An 18,738-nucleotide genomic window follows, 5' to 3' on the forward strand; every position below is an offset into this window, starting at 1 on the left:
GCGACGGTGACGATTTGTGCGCCGCTGGCTTCGCTGGCAACACGGGTCTGTTCGAGGTCTTTGTATTTACCGCTGCCTACCAACAGGCGGGAACGGTACGTGGTGCCTGCGATCGTCAATTGGTCGTCAGGGAAATGGGCGCTGGTCATGATGGGCTTCCGGGTACGTGGGTGCAGGATGGGGCAAACTGCGTGGGAATTAAAGTAAACAATAGCTAACATGCGCGGCAGACCAGGCTGCCGACACGGGCTGAGATCAGCCGCCGCCTATGGCGCGCACGATATCGATACGGTCAGCCGCCTGTAACTGGCGCTGTGCCCATGTACCGCGCGGGACGATTTCACGGTTAATGGCTACCGCCACGGCTTTGCCGGACAGTGATAATTCTTCTATCAGGTCGGCCACATTCTGGCCATCCTTTACCTGGCGCGCAGCGCCGTTCAATTCGATCTCCAGCATCACTTCACTCGCTCACTTCACTATTTTCCATGGTGGCTGCGTGCCGTTGGCTGCCTTGTCATTTATTTAAGGGCTTACGGCTTTGCATCCGGGCTACCGCAGCTGTGCGGCAATTGTTTACGGACGTTGCGGTCAGTCGTACAGGCGACGGCGCCCGTCTTGTCATCCAGTTAAAACTCCACTTTAGGCAAGGCGTACAGGCTCAGACCAGCAAAGAAGACCAGAATTCTACCTGCATTTGAGCTATCAGAGGCAATACACCCCCTCATCGTCACTTATAATGCTTGATTCGATTCAATTCATACTCAATCATGGAATTAGCCAAGTCTTTCGATCCCGCCGACATTGAAGCGTTCTGGCGCACCGAATGGGAGAACCGCGGTTACTACACCGCCACCACCGACGCAGACAAACCCGCTTTCAGCATCCAGTTGCCGCCGCCGAACGTGACCGGCACCCTGCATCTGGGCCATGCATTCAATCAAACCATCATGGATGGCCTGACGCGCTACCATCGTATGCGCGGCTACAACACCGCCTGGATCCCGGGTACCGATCATGCCGGTATTGCGACCCAGATCGTGGTGGAACGCCAGCTCGACGCGCAAAAGATTACGCGCCATGACCTCGGCCGCGAAAAATTCGTCGAAAAAGTCTGGGAATGGAAAGAAAAATCCGGCTCCACCATCACCGGCCAGATCCGCCGCCTCGGCGCATCGCCTGACTGGAGCCGTGAATACTTCACGATGGATGAGCCACGCTCCAAAACCGTAACCGAAGTATTCGTGCGTCTGGTCGAACAAGGCCTGATTTACCGCGGCAAACGCCTGGTCAACTGGGACCCGGTACTCGGCACTGCCGTGTCCGACCTCGAAGTGGTATCGGAAGAAGAAGACGGCCAAATGTGGAATATCCGCTATCCACTGGCGGATGGTTCGAGCTACAAATTCCCGATCGCATTTGATGAAGAGGGTAATGCCACCGGATGGGAAGAGCGCAACTTCATCGTGGTCGCCACCACCCGTCCGGAAACCATGCTGGGCGACGTTGCCGTTGCAGTCGATCCGACCGACACCCGTTACCAGCACCTGGTCGGCAAGCTGCTGAAGCTGCCGCTGTGCGATCGCGACATCCCGCTGATCGCCGACGATTACGTCGACAAGGAATTCGGTACCGGTTGCGTGAAGATCACGCCTGCGCATGACTTCAACGATTACGCCGTCGGCCAGCGTCACAACCTCGACAAGATCAGCATCCTGACACTGGATGCCAAGATCAATGAAAACGCACCTGCTGCGTATCAGGGCCTGGATCGCTTTGCCGCGCGCAAACAAATCGTCGCCGACCTCGATGCACAAGGTTTGCTGGAACTGGTCAAACCGCACAAATTGATGGTGCCACGCGGCGACCGCACCAACACCGTGATCGAGCCTATGCTGACCGATCAGTGGTTCGTCGCCATGAGCAAACCAGCACCGGAAGGCACTTACTTCCCGGGCAAATCGATTACCGAAGTCGCACTGGAAAAAGTCGCGAATGGTGAAATCCAGATGCTGCCGGAGAACTGGACCAATACCTACAACCAGTGGCTGAACAACATCCAGGACTGGTGTATCTCGCGTCAACTGTGGTGGGGCCATCAAATCCCGGCCTGGTATGACAGCGAAGGTAAAGTCTATGTCGCACGCAATGAAGAAGAAGCAAAAGCCAAGGCTGCTGCAGCTGGCTACAACGGCCTGCTGACACGCGACGAAGACGTACTCGACACCTGGTTCTCGTCGGCACTGGTACCGTTCTCGACACTGGGCTGGCCGGAAGAAACGCCGGATTTCAAAACCTTCCTGCCATCGTCAGTACTGGTAACCGGCTTCGATATTATTTTCTTCTGGGTTGCGCGCATGGTCATGATGACCACGCACTTCACCGGCAAAGTCCCGTTCAAAACGGTATACGTGCACGGCCTGATACGCGACAGCAGCGGACAAAAAATGTCCAAGTCGAAAGGCAATACGCTGGATCCTATCGACCTGATCGACGGCATCAACGTCGATGATCTGGTAGGCAAGCGCACCGTCGGCCTGATGAATCCGAAGCAGGCGACCAGCATCGAGAAAGCAACGCGCAAGGAATTCCCGGCCGGTATCTCGGCTTACGGTACCGATGCACTGCGCTTCACGATGGCGAGCTATGCGTCGCTGGGTCGCAACATCAACTTCGACCTGAGCCGCTGCGAAGGCTATCGTAACTTCTGCAACAAGCTGTGGAATGCAACGCGCTTCGTGCTGATGAATTGCGAAGGCCACGATTGCGGTTTCCGTGATGCGCCATGCGCAGCCGGTGATTGTGATCCGGGTGGTTACACCGACTTCTCGCAAGCAGATCGCTGGATCGTTTCCAAACTGCAGCGCACCGAAGCCGACATCGCCAAAGGCTTTGCCGACTATCGTTTCGACAATATCGCAGCGTCGCTGTATCAATTCATCTGGGATGAGTATTGCGACTGGTACCTCGAAGTGGCCAAGGTACAGATCCAGACCGGTACGGAAGCACAGCAGCGCGCGACCCGTCGCACCCTGTTGCGCGTACTGGAAACCATACTGCGCCTGGCACATCCGGTGATACCGTTCATCACCGAAGCATTGTGGCAAACCGTGGCACCGCTGACCGGTTACAAAGCAAATCCGGCTGGCGATTCCATCATGCTGCAAGCCTACCCTGAAGCACAGGCTGGCAAGATTGATGAGCAGGCAGAAAACTGGATGGCAGAACTGAAGTCGATGACCGATGCCTGCCGTAACCTGCGTGGTGAAATGCAATTGTCACCGGCATTGCGCGTGCCGCTGATCCTGGAAGCAGGCGACACAACTCAGGCTGAACGCCTGCAATCGTTTGCACCGTATCTGCAAGCACTGGCCAAGCTGTCGGAAGTAAATGTTGCGAACCAGTTGCCGGAATCGCCGGCACCTGTTTCCATCGTCGGCACCGCTAAGCTGATGCTGAAAGTAGAAATCGATGTGGCAGCAGAACGCGAACGCCTGAGCAAGGAAATCGCGCGTCTGGATGGTGAAATCACCAAAGCCAACAGCAAGCTCGGCAATGAAAGCTTCGTCGCGCGTGCCCCGGCACAAGTGGTGGCACAGGAGAAGGAACGCGTCGCCAACTTCTCGGCCACACTGAATAAACTGCGCGAGCAATTTGCCAAACTGTAAGTGTGCAAGCTGATGCCGCCCTGCTGACGGGGCGGTAATGGGCGGCAACAAAAAAGCGGCTGACGTAGCAATACGTCAGCCGCTTTTTCATGTGATTTCTGCAGAATCAGACGAACGATAAAGTCAGTCCAGGCAAGGCAACGCCGGAAAATGCAGTCGACCATGTTTGCCCCGGCTTGACCGGATAAGCATCGGTCAAAGTACCGGTCGCAATGATTTCACCAGCCGCCAATGGTGCGAACTGCGGCTGCGTCTGCAGGGTCTGGTGCAGGTTCAGCAAGGCGTGCACCGGGCTGTCCAGCACATTGCTGCCAAAGCCTGCGCTATGCAGTCTGAACTCTTCACCTTCGCTATACGACAGCGAAACGCTGGCGGCAGTCAGGATATCGGCCAGATGCGAACGCGTAGCCGACGACAACACGTGCGGTTCGCCCAGGATCAGTGCGCCGTGGAATCCAAAAGCCGCAACCGCATCGGCAGCTTCAAACTTCCAGTCCGCAAACGGACACACCACCAGCTCAAAGCCGTGCGCCATCCACTCTATGCACTCGGCGATATCTTCCAGCGTCGCATCCTTAGGCGGTGCCTTGGCCAGCTTGAATACGATCTCCGGTTCTATGCGTGGTTGCACTGCACCTGTCAGGTCCTGCAAGCCATGGTTATCTTCCGAATAGCGCACGGTATCGTCATACATATGCGCCCAGATCGGCGCGCTGATCGGTTCGCGCTCACCGTAGTTCGGCCAGATACGGCGATTGGTAAAACCGATCTTGCGCCCTATCGGCGTCTCGCCTTGTGCAGTACGTATATCGACGATGCACTTGGCCACATCATAGCCATCGGCAATGCTCAGATTGTCGTCTTTGGTCAGGCAGGGAATTTGTTGCGCATCCGCTCGCGCAGTCAGCAATTGGTGCGCGTATCGATTGGCTTGGGTAGACATCAACATGGCTAGCTCGCGCAGAGAAGTTAAATAAAGGAAATAAAGCCTTATTTGCGATGCAACATTCTCACACAAGGACTACGCCCTGCAAAGGAGCAATTTGTCCCAGGACGACCGTATCAGATGAAATTTTTTAATGCAGAGATATCATTTGACTAATGACACAGTGCAACAGTGACTGCTGTCAACGCGACCGTCAGCCTTGACTGCGCTGGCGTGCCAGGTAACGATCCAGCTGATTGGCAAAATTGCGCGTATCGCCCTGGCTGAAGGCGGCCGGACCGCCGGTATCGACGCCGCTGCTGCGCAAGTCATCCATAAAACTGCGCATCGTCAAATGCTGCTGGATGTTGTCTTTGGTATAAAACTCGCCGCGCGGATTCAGCGGATGCCCGCCTTTTTCCAGCACGTCGGCCGCCAGCGGGATATCGGCGGTAATCACCAGGTCGCCGGGCTGTACCAGACGCACGATTTCATTGTCTGCCACATCAAAACCGGCAGGCACCTGCAGCGCCTTGATAAAACGAGATGGCGGTGTACGCAGTAATTTGTTGGCTACCAGTGTGACTTGTACTTCGAGTCTGTCCGCCACGCGAAACAAGACTTCCTTGATCACATTGGGACAGGCATCGGCATCAACCCAGATTTGCATGCTGCGCTTACTGCCCTGCCCACAAGTCGCCAGTCGGCCCGGTCTGCGGCGCAGTCACACCGAAATGGGTATAGGCGGCAGGCGTGGCGATGCGTCCGCGTGGCGTGCGTTGCAGGAAGCCTTGCTGGATCAGATAGGGTTCGAGCACGTCTTCTATGGTGTCGCGCTCTTCACCGATGGCTGCGGCGAGGTTATCGAGGCCGACCGGCCCGCCATTGAATTTGAACAGTACCGCTTCCAGCAGCTTTCTATCCATCAGGTCGAAGCCGACCGGATCGACATCCAGCATAACCAGTGCGGCATCGGCCATGGCTTTGGTGATTTTGCCATTGCCTTTGACTTCAGCGTAATCACGCACGCGACGCAACAAGCGGTTCGCGATACGCGGCGTACCACGGCTGCGCTTGGCAATTTCCAATGCGCCATCGTCATCGATAGGCGCATTCAGCAAGGAAGAACTGCGGGTCACGATACGCGCCAATTCCAGCGGCGTATAAAACTCGAGACGTGCCACGATGCCGAAGCGATCACGCAAAGGATTCGTCAACATGCCGGCACGCGTGGTTGCGCCGACCAGTGTGAACGGCTGTAAATCCAGGCGCACCGAGCGCGCAGCAGGACCTTCGCCGATCATGATATCGATCTGGTAATCCTCCAGCGCCGGATACAGGATTTCTTCGACCACCGGCGACAACCTGTGGATTTCATCGATGAAGAGTACGTCGTTGGCTTCGAGGTTAGTCAGCAATGCTGCCAGGTCACCTGCACGTTCCAGCACCGGACCGGAAGTCTGGCGCAGGTTGACGCCCATTTCGCGCGCGATGATGTGCGCGAGGGTCGTCTTACCCAAACCCGGCGGACCGAACAGCAAAGTGTGATCCAGTGCTTCATGCCGTTGCCGCGCTGCGGTGATGAAGATTTCCAGCTGGCCACGGATTTTTTCCTGGCCTACATATTCGTCCAGTTGCTTGGGACGCAGCGCGCGCTCTATCGCCTCCTCGTTAGCAGAGGCTGGGGTCGCGGCTATGATGCGTTGTTCGCTGAAATCGTCGGTTTGTATGCTCATGGTCGCATTGTAGCGTGGCGGCGGCGAAAGTTAATAGGACAGGCCTTAAGCCTTGGACAAGGACTTGAGCGCGAGCTTGATACCGTCAGAGACACCGGTACCGGCGGGCACTTGTTTGAGTGCCAGCATCGCTTCCTTGTCGGAATAACCCAAAGCCAGCAATGCATTCAGAATGTCGGAAGTCGCATCGGTCGCAACCGCACCTGCTCCACCGAGGTCGGCACCCAGCTTGCCCTTCAGTTCCAGCAAGAGACGCTCGGCGGTTTTCTTGCCGATGCCGGGGATCTTGGTCAGGCGTCCGGCTTCCTGCAAGGTGATCGATTGCGCCAGGTCAGCGACCGACATGCCGGACAAAATGGAGAGCGCCGTACGCGCACCTATGCCGGTGATTTTTACCAATTGCTTGAAGACGTTACGTTCTTCGTTCGTACCAAAACCAAACAGGATATGCGCATCTTCACGCACGGTCAGATGGGTCAGCAGCACAACTTTTTCACCCAGGCCGGGCAGGTTGTAGAAGGTGCTCATCGGCACATTGACTTCATAACCGACGCCGTTGCAATCGACCAGCAATTGCGGTGGATTTTTTTCGAGCAATACTCCGGAAAGACGACCTATCATCGCGCTGTGACCTTGTGAAATGAGTTCTAATACTAACCGACCAGGCGGCCGCCGCGCACACGCAAACCTTTGCGTGCCAGCTCCGGTGCCAGCGCACCGAGCACACTCAGGGTTTCACCGCTATGCGCATGGCAGATCGCCACACCCAATGCATCGGCGGCATCAGTGCCGGGCATACCCGATAATTTCAGCAAGCGTTGCACCATATCCTGCACCTGTGCTTTTTGCGCTTTGCCCTGCCCGACGACCGCCTGCTTGACTTGCAGCGCGGTGTATTCCGCCACCAGCAAATCGGCATGCACCAGTGCGCAAATTGCGGCGCCACGTGCCTGCCCGAGTAAGAGTGTCGATTGCGGATTCACGTTGACGAATACTTTCTCTATCGCCGCACAATCGGGGCGATACGTCGCGATGACTTCGGAGACACTGGAGAGTATGGTTTTGAGGCGCTGCGGTAAATCGGCATCGGGCGTTTTGATGGTGCCCGATGCGATGTAGCTGAGCTTGTTGCCATGCTTCTCGATCACGCCAAAGCCGGTGGTACGCAAGCCAGGGTCGATGCCGAGAATTTTCATGGAGTAGGAAGTAGCTATAAGCAAGTCACGCGACTAGTGTCGCATGACTTTGCTGATTAGTGACGGAAGTGGCGTGTGCCTGTCATCAGCATCACGACGCCTTGTTCATCCGCTGCATCGATTACTTCCTGATCGCGCATCGAACCACCCGGATGGATGACCGAAGTCGCACCGGCAGCAACCACTACGTCGAGACCATCACGGAACGGGAAGAACGCGTCCGACGCGACTGCGGTACCAGCCAGCGACAAGCCTGCGTTCTGCGCCTTGATCGAGGCAATACGTGCGGAGTCGATGCGACTCATTTGACCTGCGCCTACGCCCATGGTCATGCCGTTTGCACAGAACACGATTGCATTCGATTTCACGAACTTGGCGACGCGCCATGCAAACATCAGGTCTTGCAATTGTTGTGGTGTCGGTTGCTTCTTGCTGACGACTTTCAATTCGGACAGCAAAACATTCTTCGCATCCGGCGATTGCACCAGCAAGCCACCGCCTACGCGTTTGAAGTCATGTGCATTGACTGCATTGCCGAGCGGGATTTCCAGCAGGCGTACGTTTTGTTTGCCGGCGAAAATTTGTTTGGCTTTTTCACTGAACGATGGTGCGATCAGAACTTCAACGAATTGTTTGGCGACTGCTTCTGCCGCGTTGCCATCCAGCTCGCGGTTGAAGGCGATGATACCGCCGAAAGCCGAGGTCGGATCGGTTTGCAAAGCCTTGCTATACGCTTCCAGCGGGCTGATGCCGACTGCCACACCGCAAGGATTCGCGTGCTTGATGATGACGCATGCGGACTCGTCGAAAGTCTTCACGCATTCCCATGCTGCATCTGCATCGGCGATGTTGTTGTACGACAGTTCCTTGCCTTGCAATTGCGTGTAATTAGCCAACGCGCCGACTTGCGGATTACTTTCGCGATAGAAGGCGGCGGATTGATGCGGATTTTCACCGTAACGCATTTCCTGCACTTTTTCGAAATGCAGGTTCAGGGTAGACGGATAAGCACTGCGTGTGGCGTGCTGTTTATCTGCACCCAGTGAGGTGAAGTAATTGGTGATCGCGCCGTCGTATTGCGCGGTGTGCGCGAATACTTTTTTCGCCAATGTGAATTTGGTTTCGTAGGTGACTTCGCCATTATTCGCACCCAGTTCGCTCAAGACCTGGCTGTAGTCAGTCGGATCGCAAATGACGATGACGTCTTTGTGATTCTTGGCCGACGAACGCAACATCGCAGGACCGCCGATGTCGATGTTTTCGATGGCATCTTCCAGCGAGCACTCTGCACGTGCCACGGTTTGCTGGAATGGATAGAGGTTGACGACCACCATGTCGATAGTCGGGATCGCGTGCTTCTCCAGTGCGCTGACATGCTCAGGAAAATCGCGACGCGCCAGGATGCCGCCGTGTACTTTCGGGTGCAGGGTTTTGACGCGGCCATCCAGCATCTCAGGGAAGCCGGTGTAGTCGGCCACTTCGGTCACGCTGATGCCATTCTCAGCCAGCAGTTTTGCGGTGCCTCCGGTCGACAGGATGTTGACACCCATGCCTGACAGGGCGCGGGCAAATTCCAGAACGCCAGTTTTGTCGGAGACCGAGATGAGAGCTTGTTTGATCATGATGAAAATAGTGGAAGTAAAGTAGAACTCATTTCATAAATATCCGCGAGTGCGAACGCGGCTATTTGGGAGGTAGTGCAAGGCGTGTCGCGCTGCCAAGGGTGGTCCCCTTGGCAAGCGGCGCAACGCAGCAATACGCCCAAATAGCTCGTTCCCTTCGGGTTCTTACCAAAAGCGGCGCTGGCCGCGTTGTGCTCCTTGCGCATAGGCTACTATGCGACGCGTCGCACGCCTTGCCAGCACCGCTTTTGGTAAGAACGCATCTCACGGATATTGGTGAAATGAGTTCTAGATAAAGGCGCGTCGTAAGCAGATTTGAAACAGGCCGCGACGCCACTGCCCTTAGCTTATTCACTTCCCGCCGCGAGTGCGGGAAGAAGGTTGGGAATTACAATAAATCGTGCTGCTGCAATTTCTTGCGCAGGGTATTGCGGTTAATGCCCAGCATGTCCGCCGCGTGCGACTGGTTGCCTTCAGCACGCTCCATCACTGCTTCGAGGATGGGTTTTTCTACGGTGAAGACCACCATCTCATAGACATTCGATGGCATTTGCTCGCCGAGGTCCTTGAAATACTTCTCGAGGCTTTTCTTGACGACTTCTTGGATATTATCTTTGCTCATTGTGCTTAGTTGATTGCGCGTTTTTATAATTTGTCGGGCTCGCATTCTGCCACTTACATGGCAAGACACCAACCCCGTATCAGGCGGCCAACTTTTCTGCGGTCGGACGATATTGTAACCGTTCGCCGTGGGCCAACTGCATTTCAAAGAATGTATTTACGGCAGCCAATTGCTGCTCGCAGTCTTCCAGCTTGTTCATTTGTTGACGAAATGCTTCGCCGCCTACCAGTTCCCGTACGTACCAGCCTATATGCTTGCGCGCCGTACGTACCCCGAGGTATTCACCATAAAAAGCATAATGCGCACGCAAATGTTCATCCATCAGTGCTTGCACTTCGGCAATCATAGGCGGCGGCAAATAAGTCCCGGTCCGCAGGTAATGCTCGATTTCACGGAAAATCCATGGCCGACCCTGTGCCGCACGACCGATCATGATGGCGTCCGCGCCCGTCACATCCAGCACATAGCGCGCTTTCTCCGGCGTCGTGATGTCGCCATTCGCCACAACGGGTATGGAAACCGATGCCTTGACTGCGGTAATCATCTCGTACTCAGCGTCGCCGCTGTAACCATCGGCACGGGTACGTCCGTGCAGGGTCAGCATGGCGATGCCGCTTTGTTCGGCGATGCGCGCGATATTCAACGCATTCTTGTGCGCCCGGTCCCAGCCGGTGCGAAATTTCAGCGTGACCGGTACGTTGACCGATGCGACCACGGCTTCCAGGATTTCCGCGACCAGACTTTCGTGTTGCAACAGGGCCGAACCGCACCAGCTATTACACACCTTCTTGACCGGGCAACCCATGTTGATATCGATGATTTGCGCGCCTTTATCCACATTGAATTTGGCGCACTCAGCCAGCAAGACCGGATCGGCACCGGCGATCTGCACCGCCTTCGGCTCGACCTCACCATCGTGGTTGGTACGACGCGTGGATTTATCGCTGGCCCACAAACGCGGATTCGATGCCGCCATCTCCGACACGGCGTAGCCCGCGCCCAATTGTTTGCACAATTGGCGGAATGGCCGGTCCGTCACCCCGGCCATAGGGGCGACAAAGACATTGTTCGGAAGGGAATAGGGACCGATGTTCACGACAGCAGCATGCGGAGGAAAACCGCTATTTTAGCCGCATCCGCCGGTGACTTCTGCAGCAATGCGACAAACGTTGTATTTGCAGGCAACTTATTGCCAGTTTGCCTATTTTGCTGCTTTATTTCGCGTACTTAATCTGGCGTTACTTTGGATTGTCGTTCTCATCCAGTGATGCATGCGCCAGATGCGAGACATCCGCCCATTGCAGGATCTGGAAATTCTGACCATCAAAGCTCACACGGTTGATGCTGGCGTTCAGGACGTCAAAGTCACGCGGATGCTCATAGCCCATGCTTTTCACACGGCGGTACACCGAATCCAGCACGCCGCCATGCGTGAAGACCGCGATCTTGCGGTTACCCGGCTGGCTTGCAAGGCGGGCGATGCAGTCCACCGCCCGTGCTGCAAATTCACGCAAGGTTTCCGCACGGCGCTCACCGTCCGGATAGCGCGCATCGATATCGCGACGCTGCCAGGCGGCGTAATCTTCCGGGAATTTTTCCTTGATTTCCGGGTGGTTCAAGCCTTCGAAAGCACCAAAGCAGCGCTCACGCAAACCCTGCTCGGACTGCACTTGCATACCACGCGGAATCGCGACTGCCTGCGCCGTATCGTAGGCACGTAACAAGTCGCTCGAGTAAATCGCATCCAATGGCTCGTCCAGCAAGAAACGTCCAAGTGCTGCGGCCTGCCGCCTGCCTTCGTTGTTCAGCGCAACGTCGGTATGTCCCTGCAAACGCTTGCCGACATTCCACTCGGTTTCACCATGGCGTATCAATAATATTTCTGTCACATCATCCTCGTTACTAGACCAGCGCCGGATTCAAGGTGTAGCTACCACTGACACTCGCCTGATCCAGCACATGCCCGGCTATCGCAGTGCGCACTTGCTGGCCGGTGAACTCACCATCCAGCGGCACACTGGCAATATCCAGCGCATACAGAGTAAATACATAGCGATGCACAATCGCATCGTTCCACGGCGGGCACGGGCCGTCATAGCCAAAGTATGCGCCTGCCATATCGGCATCCGACGCAAACCAGCCGGTGTAATCGTTGATACCGTGACGCGCACCCTTGATCGGTGTATGGTCGATTGCCGGGCCGGATTTGCCGCGTGGTGTCACGCCGCTGGCAAATGATGCTGCAGCAATTTGCTGTGTCTCTGCCGGGATATCGATCAGGGTCCAGTGGAAGAAGTCGACACGCGGCAAATCAGCAGGCACGGTCTTGCCTTCCTGATTTACATCGTCACCACGTGAAGGGACATCCGGATCGTGCACGACCAGTACCAGCGATTTGGTCGCTGCCGGCACGCCGCTCCAGGCCAGGTGGGGATTTTTATTGCTGGATAAAGTGACATGCGTCGCCGGGTCGATCACGCAAAAAGCGAACTCGCCCGGGATTGCCGCGCCATCCTTGAAAGAATCACTCCATAGTTTCATCGTGCACTCGACTGTTTAATTTAGAACTCATTTCACAAATATCCGTGAGTGCGAACCTGGCTATTTGGGAGGTAGTGCAAGGCGTGTCGCGCCGCCAAGGGTGGCCCCCTTGGCAAGTGGCGCAACGCAGCAATACGCCCAAATAGCCCGTTCCCTACGCGTTCTTACCAAAAGCGGCGCTGGCCGCGGTGCGCTCCTTGCGTATAGCCCCGCTATGCGACGCGTCGCGCGCCTTGCCAGCACCGCTTTTGGTAAGAACGCATCTCACGGATATTTGTGAAATGAGTTCTAGCATTGTAGCGGCAGCAAGCAAATCATGCCGCACGGATATTTCAAACTGCCGGCTTGACCTGCAACCAAAACGTCACCGGTCCGTCATTGGTGAGTGAAACTTTCATATCTGCACCGAATTGCCCTGTGGCGATATTCGCATGGCGTGCGCGTGCCTGCACTACAAAATAATCAAACAGGGCACGCGCAAGATCCGGCGCTGCCGCTGGCGTGAATGAAGGACGCGTACCGGAGCGGGTATCTGCCGCCAGCGTGAACTGCGGCACCAGCAATACGCCACCGGCGGTATCGACCACACTCAGATTCATCTTGCCGGCTGCATCCGAAAACACGCGATACGACAGCAATTTGCCGAGCAAGGCATCGGCTTCCTTCTCGGTATCGCCGCGCTCCGCACACAGCAATACCATCAGCCCGGCATCTATAGCGCCTACCGTCGCGCCATCGACCACGACGCTGGCATGCGCGACGCGCTGCAAGAGTGCAATCATGCAGCCCTGCTTAAGCCAGTGTTACGCGGGCAAACTTGCGCTTGCCGACTTGTACGACCACGGTGCCCGCTTCCACTTTCAATGCTTTATCGCTGATGACGGTACCGTCTATCCGTACGCCGCCCTGCTCTACCATGCGCAAGGCTTCCGAAGTCGACGCGCACAAGTTCGCCTGCTTGAGCAATTGACCTATGCCCAACGGTGCGCCTGTCAGCGCAACTTCAGGGATGTCGTCCGGGATACCGCCTTTGGAGCGATTGACGAAGTCTGTCAGCGCATCTTCCGCCGCTTGTACGGAATGGAAGCGTGCAACGATTTCCTGCGCCAGCAAGACTTTGACATCGCGCGGATTGCGACCGCCTTCGATGTCTTGCTTGAATTGAGCGATTTCGGCGAGTGAACGGAAAGACAACAATTCGTAGTAACGCCACATCATCACATCGGAAATGCTCATCAGCTTGGCGAACATGGTGTTGCCCGGTTCGGTAATGCCGATGTAATTCCCTTTGGATTTCGACATTTTTTCAACGCCGTCCAAACCTTCGAGCAAAGGCATGGTCAATATGCATTGCTGCTCCTGGCCATAGCTTTTTTGCAACTCGCGACCTACCAGCAAGTTGAATTTTTGATCAGTACCGCCCAGCTCCAGGTCGGACTTCAGGGCAACCGAGTCGTAGCCCTGCATCAGCGGATAGAGGAATTCATGCAGCGAGATAGGCGTATTCGCCTTGAAGCGCTTGGTGAAATCTTCGCGCTCGAGGATACGTGCCACTGTGTACTTGGCCGACAACTCGATCATGCCGCGTGCGCCCAGCGGATCGCACCATTCCGAGTTGTAGCGGATCTCGGTACGTTCCGGATCCAGCACCAGGCTGGCTTGCGAGAAGTAAGTCTTCGCGTTTTCTTCGATTTGCTCTTTTGTCAACGGCGGACGCGTGATGTTGCGGCCGGATGGGTCGCCGATCATGGAGGTGAAATCACCGATCAGGAAGATGACCTGATGGCCCAGATCTTGCAACTGACGCATCTTGTTCAATACAACGGTGTGACCCAGGTGCAAATCTGGTGCAGTCGGGTCCAGACCGAGTTTGATGCGCAAAGGCTTGCCAGTTTGTTCAGACCGCGCGAGCTTCTGCGCGAACTCTGATTCGATTAACAATTCTTCAACGCCGCGCTTAGCGACCGCCAGGGCCTCTTGCACCTTGTCTGAGAGAGGCAATTGATCCGCTTTGCTGCTAGAAGAAACGTCCATATCGTAAAAGTAAATTGTAAAAAAGGGGGTAAGAAAAACAGAAATCGGTACAATGCTTTTTTAATTTAAATCCAGCTACTCTAACCTTGCCGTTCATCAACTTATAAAAACACAAGAAAGAGAAACCGAACAAGCGGCAGATTTTAACTTATTGCATGTTCACATTAAATAAATTACTTAGCGCAAGCTCAGCCAGTAAAAAGCTACTACTCGGATCATCCCGCAAAACCCGCATCGTTTCCGCCTCCGCATTGCTGCTGGCAGTGTGCGCGTTTGGTGCAGCAGGCGTGGCTCCTATGGCCCCTGATGCCGATGATTTGCCGATCAAGTCCATTACGCAGGAATTGCAGCTGCCGCATCTGGCCGACCAGATCGCTGCACTCGACACCCTCCAGCAAAACTACATCAGCGAAGAGCGCGTACGCTCGGGTGACACCCTTGCCACACTGCTTAACCGCCTGGGTGTGGATGATGCCGATGCCAGCAACTTCATCAAGTCCGATGCCATCGCACGCAATGTGATGCAACTGAAAGCCGGCAAACGGGTACAGGTGCAAACCACTGAAGACGGCGAACTGAACTGGCTCAGCAGCACCGTCGGCACTGGCGCCGGCAATCTGAAGAACATTGAAATCCGCCGCGAAGGCAAGGGTTTCAAGGCGACTGAAAAAGCCATCGCCCTGGAAAAACGCATAGAAATGCGCTCCGGCGAAATCAAATCCTCATTGTTTGCCGCAACTGACGCCGCACAAATTCCAGACAACGTCGCTTCGCAAATCGTCGATATGTTTTCCACCAACATCGACTTCGGCTCCGACCTGCGTCGCGGTGACCGCTTCAATGTAGTGTACGAAACATTCTGGCAAAACGGCGAATACGTCTATGCAGGTCGTGTACTGGCAGGCGAATTCATGAATGGCCCGGCAACTTATCAATCAGTCTGGTTCGATGATCCTAGCGTTGCTTCGAGCGGCGGTTACTACGGTTTCGACGGCAAGTCGCTGAAAAAAGCCTTCCTCAAATCGCCACTCGAATTCTCGCGTATCTCGTCCGGCTTCTCGGTGCGTAAGCATCCGATCTCCGGTTTGTGGAAAGCACATAAAGGCGTCGACTTTGCAGCTGCAATCGGCACCCCTATCCGTGCTTCCGGCGACGGCGTGATCGACTTTGCCGGTACGCAACGCGGTTACGGCAATGTCGTCATCATTAAGCACTGGTCCAAGTATTCCACTGCTTACGCGCACATGAGCCGCTTCGCTACCAACATCCGCAAAGGCAGCAAAGTCAGCCAGGGCCAGGTTATCGGCTATGTCGGCATGACGGGCTGGTCGACCGGCCCTCACTTGCACTATGAATTCCGCGTCAACAATGAAGCCCGCGACCCGATGTCGGTCGACATCCCGAATGCACAGCCGTTGACCGCTGCGCAAATGCAAAAATTCCGCACCGTCGCAACCGACATGACACATCGCTTTGCCTTGCTGTCGCCGGAAAATAGCAACGTGCGCCTCGCAGCAAAATAAGCAGCTCTTCTGAGCCGGATCTGCCTGATCCGGCTCCACAAAACCGTTCGTCCGGTGTAGAGTGAACTACCCTGATGAACGGTTTTTTTATGCCTACTGATTCCTCCCTTTTCATTGGCCTGATGTCCGGCACCAGCCTGGACGGTGTCGATGGCATCCTCGCCGAATTCTCTGCCGATGGCGCCGTGCGCCAGACCCTGGCTGCAGCTTACGTACCCTTCCCCGATGCGTTGCGTGCCGAGCTGATGGCGCTGCAAAGCGCAGGCCCGGATGAAATTCATCGTGAAGCCATCACAGCAAACAAGCTGGTCGCTTACTACGCAGAATGCGTGCACGACTTGTTGCAACAGGCGCAGCTCAATGCGGATCGCGTGACAGCCATCGGTGTACATGGTCAAACCATACGGCACCGACCGGAAGCGGGCTATACACGACAGATCAACAACCCTGCCTTGCTGGCCGAACTCACCGGCATCGATGTCATCGCCGATCTGCGCAGCCGCGACATCGCCGCGGGCGGACAAGGCGCGCCCCTGGTACCGGCCTTCCATCAGGCGCTATTCGGATCAACAACTGAAAACCGCGTGCTGGTAAACATAGGCGGCATTGCCAATATCAGCGTTCTGCCGAAGGATAAAGACGCACCGGTGATCGGTTTCGATACCGGCCCCGGCAATGTATTGATGGATGCATGGATAGCACAGCACAATGGCCAGCCTTACGATGCAGATGGTGCATGGGCCAAGACTGGTAATGTGCATGCCGAATTGTTGGCGGCACTGCGTGATGAAGCCTTCTTCGCTGCTGCACCACCGAAAAGTACAGGGCGTGATTTATTCCATCCGGCGTGGCTGGCGCAAAAACTGGCCGACTTCCCCGGCCTGGCGAGTGCCGATGTACAAACCACGCTGGCGGTATTCACTGCAACCACGCTGGCTGATGCAATCAAACTGTATGCACCGCACACCCAGGCGGTGTATGTATGCGGCGGCGGCGCTTACAACCATTACCTGCTGACGCTATTGCACTATGCATTGAAGTTGCATCAGGCGACGATCAGGGTCGAGTCGACGGTGGCGCTGGGTGTCGCACCGAATCAGGTGGAAGCACTGGCCTTTGCGTGGCTGGCGCAACGTTTCACAGCACGTGAACCGGGCAACCTGCCATCGGTGACTGGCGCGCGCGGCTTACGGATCTTGGGTGCGCTGTACCCGGCCTGAGCATGCAAAGTTTACGGACGTAAAAAAAGCGCAGAATCTTCTGCGCTTTTTATTTGAAACGAAGCTGCGTCGTTACGCGATTAAGCCGAGAACGAAGAACCGCAACCACAAGTTGTTGTTGCATTCGGATTCTTGATCACGAATTGCGCGCCTTCAAGATCGTCCTTGTAATCGATTTCTGCGCCGACCAGATACTGGTAGCTCATCGAGTCGATTAACAACTGCACGCCGTTCTTGGTCATGGTGGTGTCGTCTTCATTGACGATTTCGTCAAACGTGAAGCCGTACTGGAAGCCGGAGCAACCGCCACCCTGCACAAATACGCGCAATTTCAGATCTGGATTACCTTCTTCTTCGATCAACTCTGCAACTTTCAGCGCAGCGCTGTCGCTGAAAACGATAGGGGATGGCATTTCGGCAACTGCATTCATTTCAGGCTCCTGCTGGAAAACGGTACTTCATTATAGACCTAAGCCGCGTTTTACGTATTGTTCGCGGCCAGTATAGGTACAGCCAACTTCAAAATCGGTTCATCGACCTCATGGGTCAGCTTGCCGGAGACTACTGCACCGCCGTGCATTTCCAGCGCTTTGTAGTTTACGTCACCAGTTATGCGGGCTTTCGGCTGCAATTCAAGCAATTCCGATGAAAATACCGGACCGATAATTTCCCCGTTAACAAGTAAATGTGCAACCCGCACTTCACCTTCGACCCGTGCATGCTCAGAGATGACCAGCATGCTGATTTCATCCGCCTGGGCAATCACATCACCTTTGACACAACCATCGATACGCAAACCGCCCTTGAAATGAACGTTGCCGGTAATGATGGTGGAAGCGCCTATCAGGCTATCTATCGTACTTTTTGCTTTACGGCTAAACATGATGACGCTCCTTTACAAATTTGAAGACTGTTGCGCGCGCAAAGTGCCTTTTTCAAGAACCTTGATCTGAACCGATTTGGGCACTGCACCTGCAGGTATCGTGAGGACGCCTTCTAAACGCTGATAATGCCTGAAGGAAAGCTTGAATTTATCTGCTTCATCCGGCTTTGGAAAGGTCATCATAGCACTTTTGCCGTCCTGCACGAATGTCACTATCAGCTGGTAATTGCCGCCGAAATCATGCCCCACTTTGCCGCCTTGCATTAATAACAAACGATAACGCAGTTGCGTCGGCTCAAGCATTTCCGCCTTCAGGCGTCGTATCGTAATTCCTTGCGCACCGGTATCGGTAGGCAACAGACTTTCAAAGAAAGCTAAATCTTCTTTCAGCTTGGTATTTTCTGATTCCAGCGTTTTGATCTGACGCGACAATTGGGACTGCAGCGAACGCTCTATATTAAGTTGGCTTTCTGCCGCATTGACTGTCGTTTCAAACTTGTCCCGCTCGGCGCTGATTTGCTTCAGTTGTTCTTGCACGTCTGCCAACTGCTCTGTAGTCGCGCCCGGCTTGAAACCGGTAAAACTGCGCCCCAGGTCATACGCCCACATCGCCATCGCACCGCCCAAACCCACCACGATTGCGATGAATACCGCCCGCAAAGGCCACGGCAGGTGATTCTTGATGGTCATGCGCGGCGCTGAAATCGACCAGCGACGCATCCATAGCTTGCGCTGCAGCGACTTAAAAACCGGTTTAGGCTTACTCAT

At 55.2% G+C, this 18,738-nt stretch carries 19 protein-coding genes and 1 pseudogene; 3 read left to right on the top strand and 17 right to left on the bottom strand.

Annotated features, from left to right (window positions below; all coding sequences use genetic code 11):
- Both DBR37_RS11630 and thiS read right to left on the bottom strand, forming a co-directional pair.
- Nucleotides 1–149, bottom strand: a pseudogene (locus DBR37_RS11630) (thiazole synthase); the annotation flags it as partial.
- A 106-nt stretch (nt 150–255) separates the two neighbouring features.
- Nucleotides 256–459, bottom strand: a complete 204-nt coding sequence (gene thiS / locus DBR37_RS11635) for a sulfur carrier protein ThiS (protein WP_124574660.1) — start codon at nt 457–459, stop codon at nt 256–258.
- A 311-nt stretch (nt 460–770) separates the two neighbouring features.
- Between thiS and DBR37_RS11640 the strand changes: the two genes are divergently transcribed.
- On the top strand, nt 771–3,668 hold the full coding sequence (locus DBR37_RS11640) for a valine--tRNA ligase (RefSeq protein WP_124574661.1): 2,898 nt from the start codon (nt 771–773) through the stop codon (nt 3,666–3,668).
- A gap of 106 nt (nt 3,669–3,774) precedes the next feature.
- Here the strand turns inward: DBR37_RS11640 and DBR37_RS11645 are convergent, their stop codons facing one another.
- The 12 genes from DBR37_RS11645 to tyrS form a co-directional block, all read right to left on the bottom strand.
- Nucleotides 3,775–4,617, bottom strand: coding sequence for a 2-keto-4-pentenoate hydratase (locus DBR37_RS11645; RefSeq protein ID WP_124574662.1), 843 nt, complete (start codon nt 4,615–4,617; stop codon nt 3,775–3,777).
- Nucleotides 4,618–4,807: 190 nt separating this feature from the next.
- Nucleotides 4,808–5,263 carry a YaiI/YqxD family protein gene (locus DBR37_RS11650; protein ID WP_124574663.1) on the bottom strand — a complete coding sequence of 152 codons (456 nt, stop codon included), beginning with the start codon at nt 5,261–5,263 and terminating at the stop codon, nt 4,808–4,810.
- 7 nt (nt 5,264–5,270) lie between these two features.
- Nucleotides 5,271–6,329, bottom strand: a complete 1,059-nt coding sequence (gene ruvB / locus DBR37_RS11655; protein ID WP_124574664.1) for a Holliday junction branch migration DNA helicase RuvB — start codon at nt 6,327–6,329, stop codon at nt 5,271–5,273.
- Nucleotides 6,330–6,374: 45 nt separating this feature from the next.
- A complete protein-coding gene (gene ruvA / locus DBR37_RS11660) occupies nt 6,375–6,950 on the bottom strand; it encodes a Holliday junction branch migration protein RuvA (protein WP_124574665.1) in 576 nt (191 codons plus the stop codon).
- A gap of 32 nt (nt 6,951–6,982) precedes the next feature.
- Nucleotides 6,983–7,525, bottom strand: a complete 543-nt coding sequence (gene ruvC, locus DBR37_RS11665; RefSeq protein ID WP_124574666.1) for a crossover junction endodeoxyribonuclease RuvC — start codon at nt 7,523–7,525, stop codon at nt 6,983–6,985.
- Between the two features lie 56 nt (nt 7,526–7,581).
- Nucleotides 7,582–9,147 carry a bifunctional phosphoribosylaminoimidazolecarboxamide formyltransferase/IMP cyclohydrolase gene (purH, locus tag DBR37_RS11670; protein WP_124574667.1) on the bottom strand — a complete coding sequence of 522 codons (1,566 nt, stop codon included), beginning with the start codon at nt 9,145–9,147 and terminating at the stop codon, nt 7,582–7,584.
- Nucleotides 9,148–9,535: 388 nt separating this feature from the next.
- Nucleotides 9,536–9,769, bottom strand: coding sequence for a Fis family transcriptional regulator (locus tag DBR37_RS11675; RefSeq protein ID WP_041296317.1), 234 nt, complete (start codon nt 9,767–9,769; stop codon nt 9,536–9,538).
- Nucleotides 9,770–9,848: 79 nt separating this feature from the next.
- Nucleotides 9,849–10,865, bottom strand: coding sequence for a tRNA dihydrouridine synthase DusB (dusB, locus tag DBR37_RS11680; protein ID WP_124574668.1), 1,017 nt, complete (start codon nt 10,863–10,865; stop codon nt 9,849–9,851).
- A gap of 142 nt (nt 10,866–11,007) precedes the next feature.
- Nucleotides 11,008–11,658: a histidine phosphatase family protein gene (locus DBR37_RS11685; RefSeq protein WP_124574669.1), complete on the bottom strand. Its 651-nt coding sequence runs from the start codon at nt 11,656–11,658 to the stop codon at nt 11,008–11,010.
- 13 nt (nt 11,659–11,671) lie between these two features.
- On the bottom strand, nt 11,672–12,310 hold the full coding sequence (locus DBR37_RS11690; protein ID WP_124574670.1) for a YbhB/YbcL family Raf kinase inhibitor-like protein: 639 nt from the start codon (nt 12,308–12,310) through the stop codon (nt 11,672–11,674).
- Nucleotides 12,311–12,642: 332 nt separating this feature from the next.
- The gene (gene dtd / locus DBR37_RS11695; RefSeq protein WP_124574671.1) at nt 12,643–13,092 is read right to left on the bottom strand and encodes a D-aminoacyl-tRNA deacylase; all 450 of its coding nucleotides are present in this window, start codon (nt 13,090–13,092) and stop codon (nt 12,643–12,645) included.
- Between the two features lie 10 nt (nt 13,093–13,102).
- On the bottom strand, nt 13,103–14,344 hold the full coding sequence (tyrS, locus tag DBR37_RS11700; protein ID WP_124574672.1) for a tyrosine--tRNA ligase: 1,242 nt from the start codon (nt 14,342–14,344) through the stop codon (nt 13,103–13,105).
- Nucleotides 14,345–14,499: 155 nt separating this feature from the next.
- On the opposite strand from tyrS, the gene DBR37_RS11705 reads away from it, so the two are divergent.
- Both DBR37_RS11705 and DBR37_RS11710 read left to right on the top strand, forming a co-directional pair.
- Nucleotides 14,500–15,867, top strand: a complete 1,368-nt coding sequence (locus DBR37_RS11705) for a peptidoglycan DD-metalloendopeptidase family protein (RefSeq protein ID WP_124574673.1) — start codon at nt 14,500–14,502, stop codon at nt 15,865–15,867.
- 89 nt (nt 15,868–15,956) lie between these two features.
- Nucleotides 15,957–17,087 (top strand): anhydro-N-acetylmuramic acid kinase, encoded by a 1,131-nt coding sequence (locus DBR37_RS11710; protein ID WP_124574674.1) that lies wholly within the window; start codon nt 15,957–15,959, stop codon nt 17,085–17,087.
- Nucleotides 17,088–17,167: 80 nt separating this feature from the next.
- On the opposite strand, the gene erpA is transcribed toward DBR37_RS11710, so the two are convergent.
- The 3 genes from erpA to DBR37_RS11725 are packed head-to-tail and all read right to left on the bottom strand — an operon-like array spanning nt 17,168 to nt 18,738.
- Complete coding sequence (erpA, locus tag DBR37_RS11715; RefSeq protein WP_124574675.1) at nt 17,168–17,518, bottom strand: iron-sulfur cluster insertion protein ErpA; 351 nt, start codon at nt 17,516–17,518, stop codon at nt 17,168–17,170.
- A 50-nt stretch (nt 17,519–17,568) separates the two neighbouring features.
- Nucleotides 17,569–17,970, bottom strand: a complete 402-nt coding sequence (locus DBR37_RS11720) for a polymer-forming cytoskeletal protein (protein WP_124574676.1) — start codon at nt 17,968–17,970, stop codon at nt 17,569–17,571.
- A gap of 12 nt (nt 17,971–17,982) precedes the next feature.
- Complete coding sequence (locus DBR37_RS11725; protein ID WP_124574677.1) at nt 17,983–18,738, bottom strand: DUF6776 family protein; 756 nt, start codon at nt 18,736–18,738, stop codon at nt 17,983–17,985.

Origin of the sequence: Herminiimonas sp. KBW02 (assembly GCF_003852535.1) — a bacterium.
In the GTDB taxonomy this organism is placed as follows: domain Bacteria; phylum Pseudomonadota; class Gammaproteobacteria; order Burkholderiales; family Burkholderiaceae_D; genus Oxalicibacterium.